Annotated in this window: 14 protein-coding genes; 4 read left to right on the top strand and 10 right to left on the bottom strand. The window is 41.9% G+C overall.

Going from position 1 to position 19085, the window contains the following annotated elements:
* Positions 1–116: 116 nt before the first annotated feature.
* The 6 genes from F5613_RS03970 to F5613_RS03995 form a co-directional block, all read right to left on the bottom strand.
* Positions 117–962: a helix-turn-helix transcriptional regulator gene (locus F5613_RS03970; protein ID WP_079682935.1), complete on the bottom strand. Its 846-nt coding sequence runs from the start codon at positions 960–962 to the stop codon at positions 117–119.
* Between the two features lie 90 nt (positions 963–1052).
* Entirely contained in the window at positions 1053–3326 is a 2274-nt protein-coding gene (locus F5613_RS03975; RefSeq protein WP_246303350.1) for a GH92 family glycosyl hydrolase, read from the bottom strand.
* A 283-nt stretch (positions 3327–3609) separates the two neighbouring features.
* On the bottom strand, positions 3610–4755 hold the full coding sequence (locus F5613_RS03980) for an MFS transporter (RefSeq protein WP_179398757.1): 1146 nt from the start codon (positions 4753–4755) through the stop codon (positions 3610–3612).
* 9 nt (positions 4756–4764) lie between these two features.
* Complete coding sequence (locus tag F5613_RS03985; protein ID WP_179398758.1) at positions 4765–5787, bottom strand: threonine aldolase family protein; 1023 nt, start codon at positions 5785–5787, stop codon at positions 4765–4767.
* Between the two features lie 117 nt (positions 5788–5904).
* The gene (locus tag F5613_RS03990) at positions 5905–6882 is read right to left on the bottom strand and encodes a type I phosphomannose isomerase catalytic subunit (protein WP_179398759.1); all 978 of its coding nucleotides are present in this window, start codon (positions 6880–6882) and stop codon (positions 5905–5907) included.
* A gap of 14 nt (positions 6883–6896) precedes the next feature.
* Positions 6897–8918 (bottom strand): alpha amylase C-terminal domain-containing protein, encoded by a 2022-nt coding sequence (locus F5613_RS03995; RefSeq protein ID WP_179398760.1) that lies wholly within the window; start codon positions 8916–8918, stop codon positions 6897–6899.
* A gap of 100 nt (positions 8919–9018) precedes the next feature.
* Here F5613_RS03995 and F5613_RS04000 point away from each other — a divergent pair, with 100 nt between their 5' ends.
* Complete coding sequence (locus tag F5613_RS04000) at positions 9019–11313, top strand: cation:proton antiporter (RefSeq protein ID WP_179398953.1); 2295 nt, start codon at positions 9019–9021, stop codon at positions 11311–11313.
* A 58-nt stretch (positions 11314–11371) separates the two neighbouring features.
* On the opposite strand, the gene F5613_RS04005 is transcribed toward F5613_RS04000, so the two are convergent.
* Positions 11372–12280 carry a ThuA domain-containing protein gene (locus F5613_RS04005; RefSeq protein WP_179398761.1) on the bottom strand — a complete coding sequence of 303 codons (909 nt, stop codon included), beginning with the start codon at positions 12278–12280 and terminating at the stop codon, positions 11372–11374.
* 92 nt (positions 12281–12372) lie between these two features.
* Here F5613_RS04005 and F5613_RS04010 point away from each other — a divergent pair, with 92 nt between their 5' ends.
* Complete coding sequence (locus F5613_RS04010) at positions 12373–13242, top strand: hypothetical protein (RefSeq protein ID WP_179398762.1); 870 nt, start codon at positions 12373–12375, stop codon at positions 13240–13242.
* A gap of 58 nt (positions 13243–13300) precedes the next feature.
* Here the strand turns inward: F5613_RS04010 and F5613_RS04015 are convergent, their stop codons facing one another.
* Positions 13301–14146, bottom strand: coding sequence for an ROK family protein (locus F5613_RS04015; protein WP_179398763.1), 846 nt, complete (start codon positions 14144–14146; stop codon positions 13301–13303).
* Positions 14147–14262: 116 nt separating this feature from the next.
* Complete coding sequence (locus tag F5613_RS04020) at positions 14263–15936, bottom strand: putative transporter (RefSeq protein ID WP_179398764.1); 1674 nt, start codon at positions 15934–15936, stop codon at positions 14263–14265.
* A gap of 197 nt (positions 15937–16133) precedes the next feature.
* On the opposite strand from F5613_RS04020, the gene F5613_RS04025 reads away from it, so the two are divergent.
* Positions 16134–16943 carry a peptidylprolyl isomerase gene (locus F5613_RS04025; RefSeq protein ID WP_179398765.1) on the top strand — a complete coding sequence of 270 codons (810 nt, stop codon included), beginning with the start codon at positions 16134–16136 and terminating at the stop codon, positions 16941–16943.
* A gap of 28 nt (positions 16944–16971) precedes the next feature.
* Entirely contained in the window at positions 16972–17343 is a 372-nt protein-coding gene (locus F5613_RS04030; RefSeq protein ID WP_246303330.1) for a hypothetical protein, read from the top strand.
* Between the two features lie 89 nt (positions 17344–17432).
* On the opposite strand, the gene F5613_RS04035 is transcribed toward F5613_RS04030, so the two are convergent.
* The gene (locus tag F5613_RS04035; RefSeq protein ID WP_179398767.1) at positions 17433–19004 is read right to left on the bottom strand and encodes an NAD(P)/FAD-dependent oxidoreductase; all 1572 of its coding nucleotides are present in this window, start codon (positions 19002–19004) and stop codon (positions 17433–17435) included.
* Positions 19005–19085: the final 81 nt, after the last annotated feature.

The following is a 19085-nucleotide window of genomic DNA, read 5'->3' on the forward strand; positions in this document are numbered from 1 at the left end:
AACATCCTTGCGCCACTATTGTTACGCAAAATATGATTGTTGTTATGGAATCTGATACAGGAAGGACTAAAAGGTGTTTTTTAGCATCTTTTATAGAATAGCTTGAGACTTAATTTCTATTTAAGGCTCTCCCTTAATTGGGAAGGTGTCATTCCAAAATGAGTCTTGCAATATTCGTTGAAATGAGCCGGGGTGGCAAAGCCATATTCGTCCATAATATCCTTGAAAGCAACATTCTCAATAGATATCTTATACTTTATATGTTTTGACTTTTGCTTTAAAATCCATTGGTAAGCCGATTCGTTAAAATGCGCTTTGAACTTTTTACGAAAGGTGGATACATTATAGCCTCCTAATCGTGCAAATTCCTCCACACTTTCAACTTTTAGATAGTTAGCCATTACAAAACTTTTAAAATCCACACTTTTACCTATCAGGGGGTAAAAGAAGGTTGCATTCTCAAGACGCGTGTAATACAACCTGAAAAGGACAAAGATCTCGGACTGCTTCGCCTGGAACAGATGGCTGCATCGTACCCCATCGTCCAGATAGCTTACAAATAACTCCAGAAAATGATCCAGTGGCGGACGGATTGCCAGGGGCTGAAACCGATAGGCAATGGTATCGCTTAAGGGTGCCAGCGATTCCATCATGGCCTTATCGCATATGTTGAGCGGATTTTCAAAAGAATGGTTGATAATCAGGCTGGCTTCAAGCGTCTCTCCCGTAAATGAAGCGGATTTGGGAATAAACACCATTTCACCGGCTTTAAATATCCGATCATGAAATTCATTACAAGAAATCTTAACAGAGCCATTTAAAATAAAGAAAATATGATTGTGATCGATAAGCTCTCTATTTAAACTTTCTCCTTCTGTTAAATCCCATTTTGTAAATCCAATTTCCTGATCGGATACATACTGATCAAAACTTTTATATCTTTCGTTGTACAATCTGTTCATGTGCTGTCATCTTTCGCAATTTCAGCCGAAAGATAGCATATTTTCGTCGTACATTAATCTGTTTTGAGCTATTTTTGTGCGTCAATACGGTTATTCAGACAACGAATATGGTCTGTTCTCGCCCTTAAATATCCTCTGTTTATTTGGTTGAGACGACATTTCGAAAGTAAGCTCTCCCCCATTCATTATATCTTGTTGCCCGATAAAAGCTTTATGGTAAGGTTTTCCGTTAAGTTTGACCGATTTCACATAACGGTTCTTGTCGCTCACCTTATCCGCTTTTATAACCAACTCTTTTCCGTTTTCAAGCGTAAGCTTCATATAGGGTAGATAGGGTGCTCCTATTACATATTGATCTGTACCCGGACAAACAGGATAAAATCCCATGGCAGAAAGTACATACCACGCAGACATTTGTCCGCAGTCGTCGTTCCCACAAAGTCCGTCGATATTATTCCGGTACATCCGGTTCATGATTTCCCTGATCCAGTACTGGGTTTTCCAGGGTTTGCTGCTCCACATATACAAATAAGGGATATGGTGACTCGGTTCGTTACCATGTACATAGGTACCCAGCAATCCTTCGCGGGTTACATCTTCTGTGTGGGCGAAGAACTCGTCCGGCAAATGCATGGAGAACAACGAATCAAGCTTATTGATGAAACGGCTGTCGCCTCCCATCATTTCGATCAGCCCGTTTACATCGTGGGGTACATAAAACGAGTAGTTCCATGAATTACCTTCAATAAAACCTTCGCCATGGGTGTTGAGCAGACTGAACGCCGGCTTCCAAGTGCCGTCTGCATAACGGGGACGGGCAAAACCCAGCTCTTTATCAAATAGATTACGGTAACTCAAAGCTCTCTTTTTATACTCGTCGGCTACCTTTTGGTTACCCATAGATTGAGCCAACTTATAAATAGTCCAGTCATCGTAGGCATATTCCAATGTAATGGATGCGGCTGATGCACTCTGGTCGAAGGAAACATACCCCAGTTTCATATACTCATCGGTATGATCGTAATAGGGTATCGATGAGCTGCTGATCATTGCTTTCAACGATTGGTCTTTATCCACAGGCAATCCTTTGGCGATTGCGTCCGACAAAACGGAGACTGAGTGGTACCCGATCATACACCAATTTTCATTTCCCATATGACTCCATACAGGCAATGCTTTGTGCACACTTTGCTGACTGTGGGCTATCATCGATTTCACCATGTCCGTATTACGTTCACGGTTGATGATATTGAACAATGGGTGTAATGCCCGGTAGGTATCCCAAACAGAAAACACCGTATAATTCATAAAATCTTTTGTCTGATGTACCGCCTGGTCTACCCCCCTGTACTGCCCGTCCACGTCGGCATAAACCGATGGATTGATGAGGGTGTGATACAGAGAAGTATATAACATGGTCAGCTTATCCTTATCTCCATGGGCTTCGATAACTGACAATTCCTTATTCCACTTCTCAGCGGCCTGGATTGTAAGTTCGTCGAAAGTCCGGCCGGAGGCTTCTGCTTCCAGGTTTTTAAGTGCTCCCAAAGTACTTACTCCGGAAAGTGCCACCTTTATTTCCAAAGGTTTATTGTCGGAATCATCAAACTCGAAATACGAAACGACTTTCCGTCCACCTATCTCGGGGAAATTCTCATTCACCTTAAACCGACGCCAAAAACCATTATAGGCAATCTTCTGCTTGTCTTCATACCCATACTTCTTGATGGATTTTGAAAAAGAGATTGCAAAGTAGGTGTAATTCACCCGGCTCCAGCCATTCGTTATGCGATATCCGGTCAGCAGGGTATCATTCTCTACCCGTAAATTTGCCCATAAAACCTTTCCGTCGTAATTATAAATGGCGTGATTCAGGTCTACTATTATTTTCTGGGAAGCCCCCCGGGGGTACGTATATTTATGAATACCCACACGTTCGGTTGTGGTGAGCTGTACTTTAATCGCATCATCCGATAGCATCACCTCGTAATAACCCGGACGGGCAACCTCTGTATTGTGACTGAATCTGGATCGATATCCACTATCAGGATCGGAAGCCGTTCCCGGATTGGTCTGCAAGGGTCCGGTAAATGGCATAATTAAGATATCTCCCAGGTCCGAATGCCCCGTTCCGCTTAAATGGGTATGACTGAATCCAACAATGGTGCTGTCTTTGTATTGATATCCGGCACAATACTCGTAGGCACGTGGTTGGTAGACACCGTTTACATTATGGGGAATGGTATCCGTATCCGGACTTAGCTGTACAATACCATGAGGTACGCATGCTCCGGGAAAGGTATGCCCCATACCATTGGTTCCAATAATAGGATTAACGTAATCGGCCGGTTTTACCTGAGCCATTACAGGAAGAGAGAGCAGGCAAAGAAGTAAATTGCATGCTGTAGTTTTTTTAATTCTCATTTGAATCTGAACTGTTATGATGATGATAGATTGACACTTTCAGGTTAAATCTTATATGAGACGCGTAATCCGGCCATAACCACTATACGTCCGTCTAACATTTAACTTAATATAACATTCTAAATCTTGCCGGATTTAGTATTCGTTGGCGAATACGGTTAACAAAAAAGGGAGGGTAAACTTACGTATCACCCTCCCTTATCTATGTGTATTGCCAGTTGTTTTATTTTAATTTTGGATATAAGATAAAAAGGTACACCGTACAAATTGCCAGAATGATTACAGCTCCCAACTGCGAACCGATGGCATCTGATGTAATTCCCATAAGCAATGGTAAAACGGCTCCTCCAAAAATACCCATCATCATCAAGCCGGACACTTCATTGCTATTTTCCGGCTGAAGTTGAAATGCCTGAGAGAATAGGATGGAAAAGAGGTTTGAATTACCGAAACCGATCAGTCCTATACACAGGTATATATATACAAGCTTATCCACTACAAGCAGGCCACCAATAGCAAGGGCCACGCCGACAATGCTTATTAAAAAGAATTTCCTGGGGGCAAACCTCGCCAGAATGAAAGCTCCGCCGAAACAACCTATCGTACGACACAAGAAATAAAGACTGGTTGCATAACCTGCATCAGCCAACGTCATTCCTGTCCGCTCCATTAGAATTTTGGGAGCAGTGGTATTAATACCTACATCGATACCTACATGGCACATTATTCCTATAAAGAGCATTAAAATAGACTGATTTCCCAACAATGAAAAACATTGAGAGAATGTGGATGTCTTCCCTTCAGTTTTCTGTTCCTCTACAGACGTAAACAACAACCAGAAAGCGGCAATAAGTGAAATAGAGGCAAAGATAGGGTACAACATCCTCCAGTTACCAAACTCCACCACTGCCCAGGCTGTAATTATCGGAGCAAGGAATGAGGCAATCGCCTTGAAAAACTGACCCAGGGTAAGGCTGCTTGCAAGCAGGTGACCGCTTACCACATTAGACAGCAATGGGTTTAATGACACCTGCATCATGGCATTGCCCATTCCCAACAGGGCAAAAGAGATCAACATCATGCTATAGCTGTACTCGATCAGCGGAACCAACAACGAGAGAAATGTTACCAGGACGCTGATTATAACCGTTTTTCGTCTTCCTATCTTATTCATCAGCATTCCCGTAGGAACAGAACAGACCAGAAACCAAAGAAAAACCATCGATGGCAGCAAATTAGCCATCGTATCAGACAAGGTGAAATCCTCTTTTACATAATTGGTCGCAATACCTACCAGATCTACAAACCCCATTGTAAAAAAGGTAAACATCACAGGAACAAGCAAGGTTAACGATTTTGTGTGTTTCATGGCCTGACTTTATTTGAATATTGTTTTGAGAGATTCTTCAAACTTTGAAATATCTTCATCCGTTGTATCCCAGGAGGTGACTAATCGGGCTTCATTCCTCTCCTCGTTCCACATATAGAAGTAGTATTCTTCTTGCAGCTTACGCAGTGCATCGGTTGGAATGGTAAAGAACAATGCATTGGATTCAACCTTTTGTGTAAAGACAATCCCTGGATATTGTTTGAGTATATTTGATAATTTAATTGCGGCAGCATTGGCTTTTACGGCATTCACAAGCCATAAATCATTTTCAAGATATGGGATGAACTGAGCCGATAAATACCTCATCTTGGAAGCCAGCTGAGCTGACTGTTTTCTGAAATACATTAAATTTTCAGCAATTTCGGGCGAAAAGGCAATAACGGCTTCCCCCATCATCATTCCATTTTTGGTGCCGCCGAAACTAAGTATATCTACCCCCGCATCTACGGTAAGTTGCTTCATCGAGCACTTCAGGTAAGCGCATGCGTTGGCTAAACGGGCACCATCCATGTGCAGGTACATAGAATGTGCATGAAGCAAATCGGCAACGGCTTTAACCTCGTCGATCGTGTAAACCGTACCTAACTCTGTTACCTGCGAAATATATACGACCTTAGGTTGCGAATGATGGCAAACACCAAAATTATGTAATCTTGCTTTTATTAGTTCCGGTGTCAGTTTACCATCCGAAGTAGGGATAGAAACCAGGGCGCATCCGGTCATCCGTCCCGGTGCTCCGCATTCGTCCACGTTGATATGTGCGGTTTCAGCACAAAGGATCGAATTAAAAGATCTTGTAACAGCTTGTAAGGCGACCGAATTTGCCCCTGTTCCGTTGAATACAAAAAAAGGAGTCGCCTTTTCTCCAAAAACTTCTTTCAACTTCTTCTCAGCCGCATGTGTCCAGTTATCGTCTCCATAACCTACAGCATGATCTACATTCGCTTTTAATAGAGCATCCATAACCAAAGGATGAACGCCGGAATTATTATCGCTAGCAAAACTTCTCATTATATTTTTTTTATGCAAAAGTAAATAATAAATAAAATAGGAACCCTAATTTTTCTCTTAAAGAAAAAGGGGGTTGAAAACTTGTTTCAACCCCTCTGTTTTATCCTTCAGCCGAGATCAGCCGATATAGGTTTCCAATAATTTAACTCCATTACCAACCGGAGAAAGAGTAACCTTCTGCGTGTCTGCCGGAACCAGTACAGTCTGGCCTTGCTTTAAAGAAACTTTGTTTCCTTTATCGTCCAAAAGCTCGCAGGCTCCTTCCATACAGATATAAACTACAAACGAATCAAGCGAAGTAAAATCGCGATTCAGCTCGTTGTCGAGTTCCAGAAGATTCGTTGTAAAGTATTTGCAACTTGCTAACGACACAGACTCATTTCGTTTGGGAGTATAGCTGGTACGATAATCCGGATACAATGTGTAATCAATAGCATCTTTAGCCAGTTCGGTATGAAGTTCGCGACCATTTCCCTGGGCATCCCTACGATCGTAATCGTAGATACGATAGGTGATATTGGATGTCTGCTGAATTTCTGCAATAAAACATCCGGCCCCGATCGCATGAACACGACCCGCCGGCAGGAAAAATACATCTCCTTGCTTTACATTATACTTTTTCAATACATCCATGATCGTATTGTCATTCACTCTTTTCACATATTCTTCCGAATCTATTTGCTGAGAGAAACCGGAATATAGAATAGCATCATCCGAAGCTTTAACTACATACCACATTTCAGTCTTTCCGAATGAATTGTGTCGTTTGGCGGCCAATTCATCGTCCGGGTGAACCTGAATGGATAAATGATCACGGGCATCAATAAACTTGATAAGCAACGGAAATGTAGTTCCAAAAGAATCCATCACTTTCCTACCCAACAGCTTATCTCCATAGGTATTTATTAATTCTTCCAGGCTTTTACCGGCTAAAGAACCTTCGGCCACGACCGAAACATTTCCTTCCACGTGAGATAATTCCCAACTTTCTCCTATACCATCTTGCAAAGGTTCAATTCCCTTAAAGGGACAAATATCGGCTCCTCCCCAAATAACACTTTTCAGGATAGGTCTAAATGTAACTGGATACAACATATATTTATTAACTTTTACGATTTTACCGGTTTAACTTTACGCAACACCATAGCGGTTCGTGCCGGTATATATAACTTCAACCACTCTTTCTTTTCTTTTTTGTACAACGGATCAAAATGAGTAAAATGCCTAATTGAGTCGTCCGTCAGTCCGAAACCACCAAATTTTAGGGAATCCGAATTCAATATAACCTCGTACTCTCCTTTTGGCGCAAGGATCCCGTAATCAGAATAGGAACGGGTAGGACTGAAATTAAACACAAATATCAAATCTTTCCGCTTGTAGGCCAGTGTCTGATCGGCATCACTATCCCATAACTTTTCAAGGGGTGTTTTCTCAAAATTCTTTATGCTTGTTATCGCTGCAAGCATTTCCTTGTCGAAGTCACCCAAATAATGATACTTAAGATCCATATTGTCCACTAAATCCCACTGTCTGCGTGCATACTTGTGAGACCAGCCATTTCCTTCGCGCGGGAAATCGATCCACTCCGGATGACCGAATTCATTTCCCATAAAATTAAGATAGCCTCCATTGATGGTAGAAGCTGTAACCAGACGGATCATCTTATGCAAAGCAATCCCACGCTCAACAACCATATTATGATCGTTAACCTGCATATGCCAATACATGGCAGCATCGATCAGGCGGAAGATGATTGTCTTATCTCCTACCAAAGCCTGATCATGACTCTCGGCATAGCTGATTGTTTTTTCATCTTTGCGCCGGTTGGTCGTTTCCCACCAGATAGCTGAAGGATGCCAATCTTCGTCTTTCTTCTCTTTTATCATCTTGATCCAGAAGTCGGGGATATTCATAGCCATACGATAGTCAAATCCATAGCCTCCGTCCTCAGGCAGCACGGCCAAACCCGGCATACCGCTAACCTCTTCGGCGATAGTTATCGCATGAGGATTCACTTCATGTATCAGCCTGTTTGCCAAAGTGAGATATGCGATGGCATCTCTATCCTGATTCCCGTTATAATAATCGGCATAAGATGAAAAGGCCTCTCCCAATCCGTGACTATAATACAGCATCGAGGTTACTCCATCAAAACGGAATCCGTCAAATTTGTACTCGTCCAGCCAAAACTTGCAGTTAGACAACAAAAAATGAAGCACTTCATTCTTTCCATAATCAAAACAGAGTGAATCCCATGCAGGATGTTCCCTGCGGTCACCCTCATGAAAATATTGATGGGTGGTTCCATCAAAGCGACCCAGACCTTCCGTTTCATTTTTCACAGCATGTGAATGCACAATATCCATGATAACAGCAATTCCATAGGAGTGAGCTGTATCAATCAACTCTTTCAGCTCCTCGGGAGTTCCAAACCGGGACGATGCCGCAAAGAAACTGGAAACATGGTAGCCGAACGACCCATAGTATGGATGCTCCTGAATGGCCATAATTTGAATTGCATTGTATCCGGCCTTGTAAATACGAGGCAACACATTTTCACGGAATTCGGTATAACTACCTACCGTTTCCTTACTGGTGCTCATTCCTATATGGCACTCGTAAATCAACAGAGGAGTCTTGGATGGAACAAATTTCTTATTTTTAAACACATAAGGTACAGATGGGTTCCAAACCTGTGCAGAAAAGATTTTTGATTCGGTATCTTGAACTACTCTCCTGCACCATGCAGGAATGCGTTCGCCAGCTCCACCGTTCCATTCTATCCAGAGTTTATATAAATCTCCATGATGAAGGGCATGCTCCGGAATAAAAATCTCCCAAACACCCGAACCGATGTTATTCAGTTTATATGCCGGGTCCTTTTGCCATCCGTTGCAGGTACCTATAAGATAGATACATGTTGCATTAGGCGCCCATTCTCTGAAAATCCAGCCATCCGAAACTTTATGAAGTCCAAAATATAAATAACCTGTTGCAAAAGAAGCCAATGAGCAACTCCCGTTATTTGTCAACACGTTTTCTTTTTCAATCGTATACTGGTGACGGCCTGCAATTACCTTTTCAAAAGGAGCAAGCCATGAATCGTTTTTTATCAGATTAAGAAATTCCATAGATGGATTCCATATTGGTTGTTTTGCAAAGATAAAAGAAAAAAACGGACACCTTGTATTTATATATATTTTTCTTACTTTTGCAAAAACGGGTTAAATGATGAGTAAAGGAGCGAAAAGTTTTACTTTTTACATATTGATGATTCTCGTCTTCGGTTCGCTGATGTATCTCATCGCCAAAGAAGGTGAGACCTATCAGATTGACGGCGCACTGAATTCTATATCAGAAAAACCTACCGATCTTTTGAGTGGATTCGACACATTCAAAAAACTGGTGTTACACCATACCGAAAGTCCTCTGGGGATTCTTCTTTTACAGATTATAACAATCCTGATAATTGCCAGAGCGTGCGGATGGTTATTCCAGAAAATGGGACAACCTACTGTTATCGGCGAGATTGTTGCCGGAATACTTCTGGGACCATCGGTTTTAGGAAACCTGTTACCGGAGGTATCTTCTTTTCTTTTCAGGCCTGAATCACTAGCCAACATAAATATTCTAAGCCAGTTTGGTTTAATTCTATTTATGTATGCCATCGGTATGGAATTGGATTTGATGGAGGTGAAAAAGAAATTACGGGAAACCTTGCTGATCAGTCATGCCAGTATTGTGATTCCATTTTTCCTGGGTATGCTTGTGGCTTATTTTATGTATGAAAGTTATTCTTATAAATTCACCCCTTTTTTGTCATTTGCTCTATTTATAGGAATATCAATGAGTATAACCGCTTTTCCTGTTTTAGCACGGATTATACAGGAAAAAGGTCTTACCAGGTCTCACCTGGGAACAGTCTCTTTGGCTAGTGCGGCAAACGGAGATATTACTGCCTGGTGTCTGCTTGCGGTGGTTGTAGCTGTTGCACAAGCTGGAAATATGTTAAGTGCCACGTATAATATATTATTCTCCGTACTCTATGTATTAATCATGTTTTTTGCTGTCCGTCCATTTTTTGCAATGATAGGTAATATTTACCACAACAAGGAGGTGGTAAACAAGGGTATGGTGGCATTTATTTTCCTTTTCCTTATCCTTTCGTCGTTCCTGACCGAGGTTTTAGGTTTACATGTGCTTTTCGGTGCCTTTATTGCAGGCGTTGTTATGCCTTCAAATTTAAAATTCAGGAAAATAATGTCTGAAAAGGTTGAAGATATATCCTTAACCCTTCTTCTTCCATTGTTTTTTGTATCCACGGGATTAAGGACTGAGATCGGACTACTTAATACACCTCAATTATGGGGGACCTGCCTGGCTATTATATTAGTAGCCATTGTCGGGAAATTTGGAGGAGCTTTATTTTCAGCACGTTTTGTTGGCGAAAGCTGGAAAAACAGCTTGTATATCGGGGCATTAATGAATACCAGAGGATTGATGGAGCTTATTGTCCTTACCATCGGATATGAAATGCAAATATTACCTCCGGCGATTTTTGTGATGCTTGTATTAATGACTCTTGTCACAACCTTTATGACCACCCCTCTGATCTCATTTATCGACTTCTGTTACCGGACGAGAGAAAAGATTATTGAAAATAAAAAAGCAGGTACAGTGTCAGGCGTATTTAAAGTACTGCTTTCATTCGGACGAGCCGGGAATGGTCAGATTATGCTGGATGTTGCCCATCAAATGTTTTCAAAAGGGAAAAACCATTTGGAAATTACAGCATTACATTTAACGGTCGGATCGGACGTAAACCCTCTGCATGCGGATAATTTTGAAGAGGTGAGCTTTGGGCCAATACTCTATGGAGCAAAAAAACTGGGTATACCTTTGATTACCCGTTATGAAGTATCAAATAATGCCGGTCAGGATATTTGTGATATTGTAAATGAAGAGGGCTATGATTTCCTTTTGGTAGGCGCAGGGATTTCCATGTCTGACGCCCCGGACGATGTTGCTGCCAACAAATACCGGGCAACGTTCTATAACCGTTACTTTAAAAAGCTCAATGCCCCTGAATCATGGTTCTATCCGGGAGGATTGCTGAAGGACAAGACTAAAATGTTTATCGAACAGACCAACTGCCCTGTAGGAGTGTTCGTTAACAGAGGGTTTGTAAAGGCAACCAACGTATTGGTTACGCTGACGAATGTGGAAGACTTATTCTTACTCGAATATGTACATCGTTTGGTAAAAGCCACCCACGGATCGGTGGGGATTGTAAGTAATCCGCCCAATAGTGAAGAGGAGTCGGTTATGACAGAAAGCATACAAAAGTTTATTTTTGAAACGAAACATGCAACCCTACTCCCGGAGAAGAAACTATCGGGAGATATTCTTGCAAAATTTAATTTCATGCTTATAAGCTATCCAACATGGAACATTCTTTGTGAAACCCGTAAAGACGCGCTCCAAAAGATGCCTTCAACGTTGATTCTGAACAAAGCTTCAAAATGATATCCTTCGTGTATGCTTTTCCCTTTGGGGATGCTTTTTCACTGCAGATTTAACCGGCTTATTTATAATCAAGCCGGGAAGTTACTCTGGTTTCGGTAGGAAAATCTTCCGGTACTTTGATTGTAACTTTACCTGTTGCAGCCCACTCAGCACCGCGAAGGAAGGTAATCTGAAAACCGGTACATTGCATGGCAGGATTATTTTCGAGAGACTCACCTGCATGTCCCAACATTGTATGGAAAATACGGGCTTTTTCGTAATTAACCGTAAACATCAAAGGCTCTTCTCTTCCGGATCCATTGGTTGACTTATCAGAATAGGCAGTAAACAGAATATCTTGAATATTACCAGGTCCACGCATCCTGTCATACAATTCATCTGTAGCATGTCTCCATTTCTTTGGGAGTCCTTTCATTATAGGATGTACCTCGTCTCGGGCATTCAATACATACTCATGCTGTTTGCCATGGGATCCACCAGGCCCCGGAGCACTATCTTCAATCAACTTTCCGTCCAGCCAATATACATAGGGACCAGATTTTTCATCCCGGCCTTCCCATCCGCCCAAGGCACATATCTTATTGAATTCGGGCCAATTGGAAAAGGCATTATCGGCAGCGTGGTAAATTACTATTCCCCCTCCGTTACGGGCAAAAGATATAAAGTTTTGCTTGGTCGCTTCAATCCATGAGTCTCCGTTATAGTCCACCACCACCAATTGGTAAGCTGCAAAATTAGGGCTGAAAGAAGACATATCTTCTCCTGCTGCGGGAGAAACTGCAACGTCTACAACAAAACGTCCGGATTGCTCCATTATTTTTTTCAAAGCCACATTGCTTACCTGCCAATTATGGTTGTTCTGGCCGGTTACTATCAACGTTTTAATAGGCTTTTTCCCAGAAACCGATCCTGCCAACAGAATAAAAGCAAAAACACAAACTAATTTGTAAAGAATAGGGTACTTCATAACAGCTCAAATTTTTGAATATAGATATACAAAATTAGTTTAATAGAATTGAAAAATGTATTTTTGACCACAAAATAATAAGATAATATCATATGTTATATAAGTATGCAGTATTATTTCTTCTCATCACACTTTCCGCAGGAGTTGCGAAAGCCGAAAGTTCGGGAGATGAACCCTGGCGTGAAGAAATGAAAAAGCTCATCTATTCTTCAAGATACTTCGGTCCGAATGCGTTACCCATCCCAACGATGCATTCTGGCAGTGTAAGCAACCGATGGGAAGTTGAAGTACGGGGCGAATACCATCGTTACTCCGGAGATAAAACAAAAAACTGGTACGGTAGATTATACATTCCATTGGTGAATAACCGTGTTGCCGTTGAAGTTAGCTGCACCCTTGAAACAGAATTTGAAACTACCCCGGAAACCAAGGCAGAGAGGTTTGCAGCTGGCACCAAAAACTGGGACAATATACTGGGAGATGTTATTATCGGGACTCATTACCAAATTCTGCGAAGTGAAAAGTGGGTTGATCTGGTTGGAAGGATGTACATCCGCACAGCTACCGGGCAACGACTCGCTTTAGCACGTTACACGGACGCAGCAGGTTATTGGTTTGATCTTACCTTCGGGAAAAATCTGCTTAAATCTACAGACGGAACGGCATCACTCCGTGTTCATGGGATGGGCGGATTCTATTGCTGGATGACAAACAGCCTGGTCCACAGGCAAGACGATGCCTACTCTTATGCAATCGGCCTCACCGGTAAATATAAAAATCTGATGCTGCAAACAGACTATGCAGGTTATACGGGTTACGAGAATAACGGAGACCGCCCCCGCGTATTACGCAGCAATCTGAGTTACGAGCTGAAAAAGAATATTCTATCATTCAAATACTCACACGGAATGAGAGATAATCTGTACGATTCCTATTCCATAGGATACATCCGTTGCTTCTAATAAATACATAGCCCTCTTCAGGAATTTGCCTAAAAAAGGGCTATATAAATCTCAGCTATTAATAACAAAGAGACACAGCTCCCAGAATACCGGCATTCTCCAGAGTAGAGAATTCGATCTGCAGATTACGGATTGAGTTCGGATATGGGAAATCCTTCAGTCCTTCCAACATACTTGCTTCATAAAAGCGATGCGCATCCGCAACCGATCCTCCAAAAACGATCATCTGAGGATCCAATGTCAGCACCACGATCTTTACTGCATCAGCCAGATGGAGTCCGAATTGTCTGTAAGCCTCTAGAGCCCTGGAATCTTGCAGAACAGCCAGATCATACATCTCCTTTCCGTTTGTCTGCCATACATTCATAAAGTAACTCCCGCTGCAATAATATTCCAAATTATGTTCCTTATATGGTATTTCACCAAATTCACCGGATCCACAATTGGCATCGGCAAGCAGCTGGCCTTGCTGAATAATTCCACCACCCAATCCGGTACCGATGGTAAGACCAACAAAGTTAGACACCGTCTGCCCTTTACCGAAGTATCGTTCGCCGAGGGCAAAACAATTGGCATCATTATCAACAAAAACCGGAACCGAGAAACGTTGGGTAAGCAGCTCTTTCAAGTGAACCTCCTCCCAATAAGGTATATTTGCCACATTGTAAACAATGCCGGCACGACGGTCAACCACACTTGGTACTCCTATACCTATGGAAAGGACTTCCTTATCGAAGACCTCTGATATTATTGAAATCAGAGCCTGAATTGTTTCTTCACACGATTTGGCAAACCGGGGAGTTGGCCATATTTTCAAATCAACAATGACGCCATCTTTTACTTTGGCAACTCGCATATTCGTTCCACCCAGATCAACGCCGATATAAGATCCCTCTTTTTTCATCTTAGAATGTATTTAGATTAATGAAAGGCACTCAAAAGTATGTATAATTTTCAAAACAAAAAAATACGCGGGATCTTCCCTGAAGGAAAGTCCCGCGTACAGTAATCTATATGTATTTATACAAAGAACAAAATCAACAATTGAGCCGTAAGCACACGAAGAAACATGGTTAAAGGATAAACCGTTGCATATCCAACAGCCGGTGCATCATTACCGGCGGTCATATTTGCATAGGCCAATGCAGGAGGATCCGTTGTACTACCGGCAATAAGTCCCATCAAGGTAAAATAATTCAATTTAAAGAAATAACGACCTATTGTTCCGATAATCAGCAATGGAATCGTTGTAATTGCAAAACCGTAACCGATCCAGGAAAGTCCGCCGTTATTTACGATTGTATCTATAAATCCGTCTCCGGCACCAATTCCTACACAAGCAAGGAAAAGGGTAATACCTATCTCACGCAACATTAAATTTGCACTCATGGTAGTATAGGTAACCAATTTATATTTATAACCGAAACGGCTGATTAGAATAGAAACAATCAGAGGACCACCAGCCAATCCTAACTTTACAGGCTGAGGAATACCCGGAAATACAAAAGGAATACTTCCAAGGAATATACCTAAGAAAATTCCTACAAAAATAAACAGCAAATTAGGCTCATTCAAACGCTTCATCGAATTACCTAACACCTTTTCAACAGATTCGATGGCCGATTCGGTACCAACCACATTAACACGGTCGCCCACTTGTAAGGTCAGATTCGGATTGGCAACCAGATCAACCCCCGAGCGGTTTACCCTTGTAATATTGACACCATACAAATTGCGTAACTTCAATGTACCCAAACGCTTTCCGTTAAGCTCTGACTTCGTGATCAGAATACGACGGTTGATGAACTGGCTGTCTTTGCGAATCCACTCCTTACGGTCCATATCGATCTCTTCACCAATAAAAGTTCTCAATGCTTCGGCATCCCGTTCGGTTGTTATTACAAATATCTTGTCGTTTTCGCATAAAACCGTTGTGGAAGAAGGTATCTCAACCTCGTTGTTTACATGGCTGATACGTGAGATAACAAAATCACGGTTTTCAATAAGGGCACTTACCTCACTTACCGATTTATTAAAAATAGCCGGATTCTTCACCATCAATGAGATTGGTTTAGCTTCATTGGTATTTTTTCCTTCGGTAGCATTTAATGCCTCATTTTCTTTTTCGAACGACACACGGAAAACATAACGGATTACAATCAAAGAAAGGATAATCCCAACTACACCAAGTGGATAGGCTACCGCATAACCCAATGCAATCGTATTGTCTGTTGTACCGAAAACATCGTTATAGGCTTGCTGTGCCGCACCTAGACCCGGTGTATTTGTAACAGCACCGGAGAGTATTCCAACCATCGTAGCCATAGGTACTCCGGTAACAAAGTGAAGTATAATGGTTGTTGCAACCCCTAAAAGAACTATTCCGCAAGCTAACATATTCAGCGTGATTCCTCCTTTTTTGAAAGAAGAGAAGAAACCAGGCCCAACTTGCATACCTACAGAATAAACGAACAATATCAATCCGAACTCCTTCATAAAGTGTAAAACTTCATGATTCATTTTAAAACCGATCTGTCCGAGTAAAATTCCAACGAAAAGGACGAAAGTAATTCCCAAAGAAATGCCAAAGATTTTAATCTTACCTAACTGGATACCAGCCGCAATGACAAAAGCCAATAGCATTACCGAGTGCGCAATTCCTTCGCCCCACAACAATTCATTCAACCAACTCATAATTAATTATTTACCTTTATTACCGTTAAAAACCAGTGCAAAGTTAACCATATTATTTGTGTTTAACAACATATTTATTTTACCTTTACGAAATTATCAGCATAACTACATGCTGCGTAACTTTGCAAATAAAGGATAATGATCAGATAGAAACGACTCTGTCTAAATCCGCAATATATTATCACAACTATATAGAAATGAAAAAGTTGCATTTTATTTTAATAAACATTATGCTGTCGTCCGTTTTGGCATATTGTTATGCACAGGAAAAAACGGTCACATTTACAACCAGCGCCGGTGTTATCAAAGCCCGTTTATACAATGATGTACCCAATCATACCTCCGTATTCATAAAAAAAGCGGCTAACGGAGACTATAACGGCACCCTCTTTACCCGAGTTATTAAGGAATTTATGATTCAGGGAGGATCACCCGACTCAAAAAATGCCCCGGCAGGTGCCAGATGTGGATTTGGAGATCGGAGATCGGAGATTTTACCGGAGTTTCGAAACCATTACTTTCATAAAAAGGGAGCATTGGCAGCACCTCGTCAGAACGACGACATCAACCCAAAAAAGAAATCGGATATGTCTCAATTCTTTATCGTTCATGGAAAAGTATATACCGATGGAGCACTGGACACTCTCGAACTAATTAAAAATCAACCCATCCGACGCAAAGCAATGGATACCTATTATAAACCGTTTAAAACAGAATTGGAAATCCTTAAAAAAGATAATCCACGGGAATTCAATAAACGTGTTGTAGAGATAAACAGCAAAGTCGACTCCGTAATCCGTTCTACACCCGGGCACCTCATCTTTACCGAAGAACAACGTAAAGCCTACACAACCCTGGGTGGTTGTCCGCATCTGGACGGATTCTACACCATCTACGGCGAAGTAACAGAAGGTTTCGAAGTGATTGATGCGATAGCGAATCAACCTAAAGACGCTTACGACCGGCCTAAAAAAGATATCCGAATTATAAAAGTAACCATCCAATAGTAAGAGTATGCTTAAAAGAGATTTCATCATGGTACAAATTGAGGAATTGGGCAAAGTACTGGCACAACTCTTCGATATACGTCACGATTCAAACGACGGGAAGTCAGCGTCCCTTATCGACACATTGTATACATCTTTAAAGATAGACAAGCACCAGGCACTTACAATGGATTTGGAAACCCTTCGGATAAAACTAGACCAGGGAGATCATGCGGGACTTCAAAGGATGGAACTGATAGCCAAAACAATGCTTGAAGAAAGCTTCCATAACAGCATAGAGGCAAGAGCACTACTTACAAAAGCGAAGGACATATTAACCTTTATTCAAAAATCTGATCAGACATTTTCGTTGGAACGTGTTGAATTGATCGACTTCATATCAAATCTATTGAAAGATTAGTCCCCCGAAAAAATATAATACGAGAGAGGATGAACTTCTATAAGTTCATCCTCTCTCGTATTATTAAGATATATAAAAACGGATTCGTTTCAGATACGCGATAAACTGCTGAAGCATGCATCCACTCCTTCGGCACATCGTTCGCCGTCGATGGCGGCAGAAACAATTCCTCCTGCATACCCAGCCCCTTCACCACAAGGGAATAAACCCTTTATTGTAACGTGCTGCATGCTTTCACGATCCCTGATTATACGTACCGGCGATGAAGTTCTGCTCTCCACACCAATCATCACAGCCTCGTTGGTAAGGAATCCATGAGACATCTTGCCAAAATTACGGAAACCTTCACGTAAGCGGCTCGTAATAAATTCCGGCATCCAGAAATGTAAGGGAGAGGCGAGTAATCCGGGAGCATATGAAGTTGGCGGAGTATCACCCGAATTCTTTTTATTTACAAAATCGACCATACGCTGAGCCGGTGCAATTTGCTTCATTCCTCCGTTCAACCAGTTCAGTTCTTCCAGATGCTCCTGAAACTTCATTAGTGCCAACTCTTTATGCGATGCATATTCCGGAAAGTCCTCGGGATGAATTTCTACCACCATACCCGAATTCGACCATTTGGATCCTCGTCTCGATGCCGACATACCATTCACAACCACCTGTTTAGGACCGGTTGCCGCCGGCACCACAACACCTCCGGGACACATACAGAAAGAATAGACTCCTCTTCCCGCACTTTGAGTTACAAAACTATATTCAGCGGCGGGCAGGTATTCTCCCCGGCCATCGGCCCGGTGATATTGTATTTTATCGATTAGCTCCTGTGGATGCTCCAACCGGACACCAACCGCGATCCCTTTCGCCTCAATGGGCACCTGGGTGCGCTGTAGATAATAATATACATCCCTTGCAGAATGGCCAGTTGCCAAAATAACCGGCCCTATGAAAGTCTTCCCTGTGTTTGTCTCTACTCCAATAACCTCATCTCCTTTACGAATCAAGGCATCCATACGTGTTTCAAAATGAACCTCTCCACCGCATGCCACAATCTGATTCCGCATATTCTCGATAATAGAAGGCAATTTATCCGTTCCAATATGAGGATGTGCATCAGCAAGGATAGATGAAGTGGCTCCAAACTGACAGAAAACATTCAGAATCTTATCTACAGATCCCCTTTTCTTGCTTCGCGTATATAGTTTGCCATCGGAATAGGCTCCTGCTCCACCTTCGCCAAAGCTATAGTTCGACTCTCCGTTTACAATATGTTCGCGGCTAATCTGGGCAATATCCCTACGCCTGTCGTGAACATTCTTCCCTCTTTCGATGATTACCGGACGGTAGCCCAGTTCTATAAGACGCAGTGAAGCAAAAATTCCTCCGGGACCAAAGCCAACTACAATAACCGGTTTTCCATTGGAAACATCCTTGTATTCGGTAGGTATATATTCCAGCTCCGTAGGCTCTTCATTAATAAAAACACGCAATTTAAGATTTATCAAGATGGTTCGCTGTCTTGCATCAACCGAACGTTTCAAAATCCGTATAGCACGAACTTCGTCAGCCCGGATTCCTCCTTCGCGTACAACCACCTGTGTTAAAGCCTGTTCGTTGGCAGCCTCCTCTGGCAAAACCCGTAACTGAAACTCTTTTATCATTGTTTTTTATTCTTTTATAGGATATAACAGTAAATGCCGCCGGCTTGTTGCATTCGTTCCCGGCATTGACCCTTTTGGAAT

Source organism: Macellibacteroides fermentans (assembly GCF_013409575.1).
Lineage (GTDB): Bacteria > Bacteroidota > Bacteroidia > Bacteroidales > Tannerellaceae > Macellibacteroides > Macellibacteroides fermentans.

Bases quoted from the DNA above. Each gene is read 5' to 3' on its own strand.
- F5613_RS04010 (WP_179398762.1), top strand. From the start codon at position 12,373: ATGTTATATAAGTATGCAGTATTATTTCTTCTCATCACACTTTCCGCA.
- F5613_RS04000 (WP_179398953.1), top strand. From the start codon at position 9,019: ATGAGTAAAGGAGCGAAAAGTTTTACTTTTTACATATTGATGATTCTC.
- F5613_RS04025 (WP_179398765.1), top strand. From the start codon at position 16,134: ATGAAAAAGTTGCATTTTATTTTAATAAACATTATGCTGTCGTCCGTT.
- F5613_RS03980 (WP_179398757.1), bottom strand. From the start codon at position 4,755: ATGAAACACACAAAATCGTTAACCTTGCTTGTTCCTGTGATGTTTACC.
- F5613_RS03975 (WP_246303350.1), bottom strand. From the start codon at position 3,326: ATGGCTCAGGTAAAACCGGCCGATTACGTTAATCCTATTATTGGAACC.
- F5613_RS04005 (WP_179398761.1), bottom strand. From the start codon at position 12,280: ATGAAGTACCCTATTCTTTACAAATTAGTTTGTGTTTTTGCTTTTATT.
- F5613_RS03990 (WP_179398759.1), bottom strand. From the start codon at position 6,882: ATGTTGTATCCAGTTACATTTAGACCTATCCTGAAAAGTGTTATTTGG.
- F5613_RS04035 (WP_179398767.1), bottom strand. From the start codon at position 19,004: ATGATAAAAGAGTTTCAGTTACGGGTTTTGCCAGAGGAGGCTGCCAAC.
- F5613_RS04030 (WP_246303330.1), top strand. From the start codon at position 16,972: ATGGTACAAATTGAGGAATTGGGCAAAGTACTGGCACAACTCTTCGAT.
- F5613_RS04015 (WP_179398763.1), bottom strand. From the start codon at position 14,146: ATGAAAAAAGAGGGATCTTATATCGGCGTTGATCTGGGTGGAACGAAT.
- F5613_RS03970 (WP_079682935.1), bottom strand. From the start codon at position 962: ATGAACAGATTGTACAACGAAAGATATAAAAGTTTTGATCAGTATGTA.
- F5613_RS03995 (WP_179398760.1), bottom strand. From the start codon at position 8,918: ATGGAATTTCTTAATCTGATAAAAAACGATTCATGGCTTGCTCCTTTT.
- F5613_RS03985 (WP_179398758.1), bottom strand. From the start codon at position 5,787: ATGAGAAGTTTTGCTAGCGATAATAATTCCGGCGTTCATCCTTTGGTT.
- F5613_RS04020 (WP_179398764.1), bottom strand. From the start codon at position 15,936: ATGAGTTGGTTGAATGAATTGTTGTGGGGCGAAGGAATTGCGCACTCG.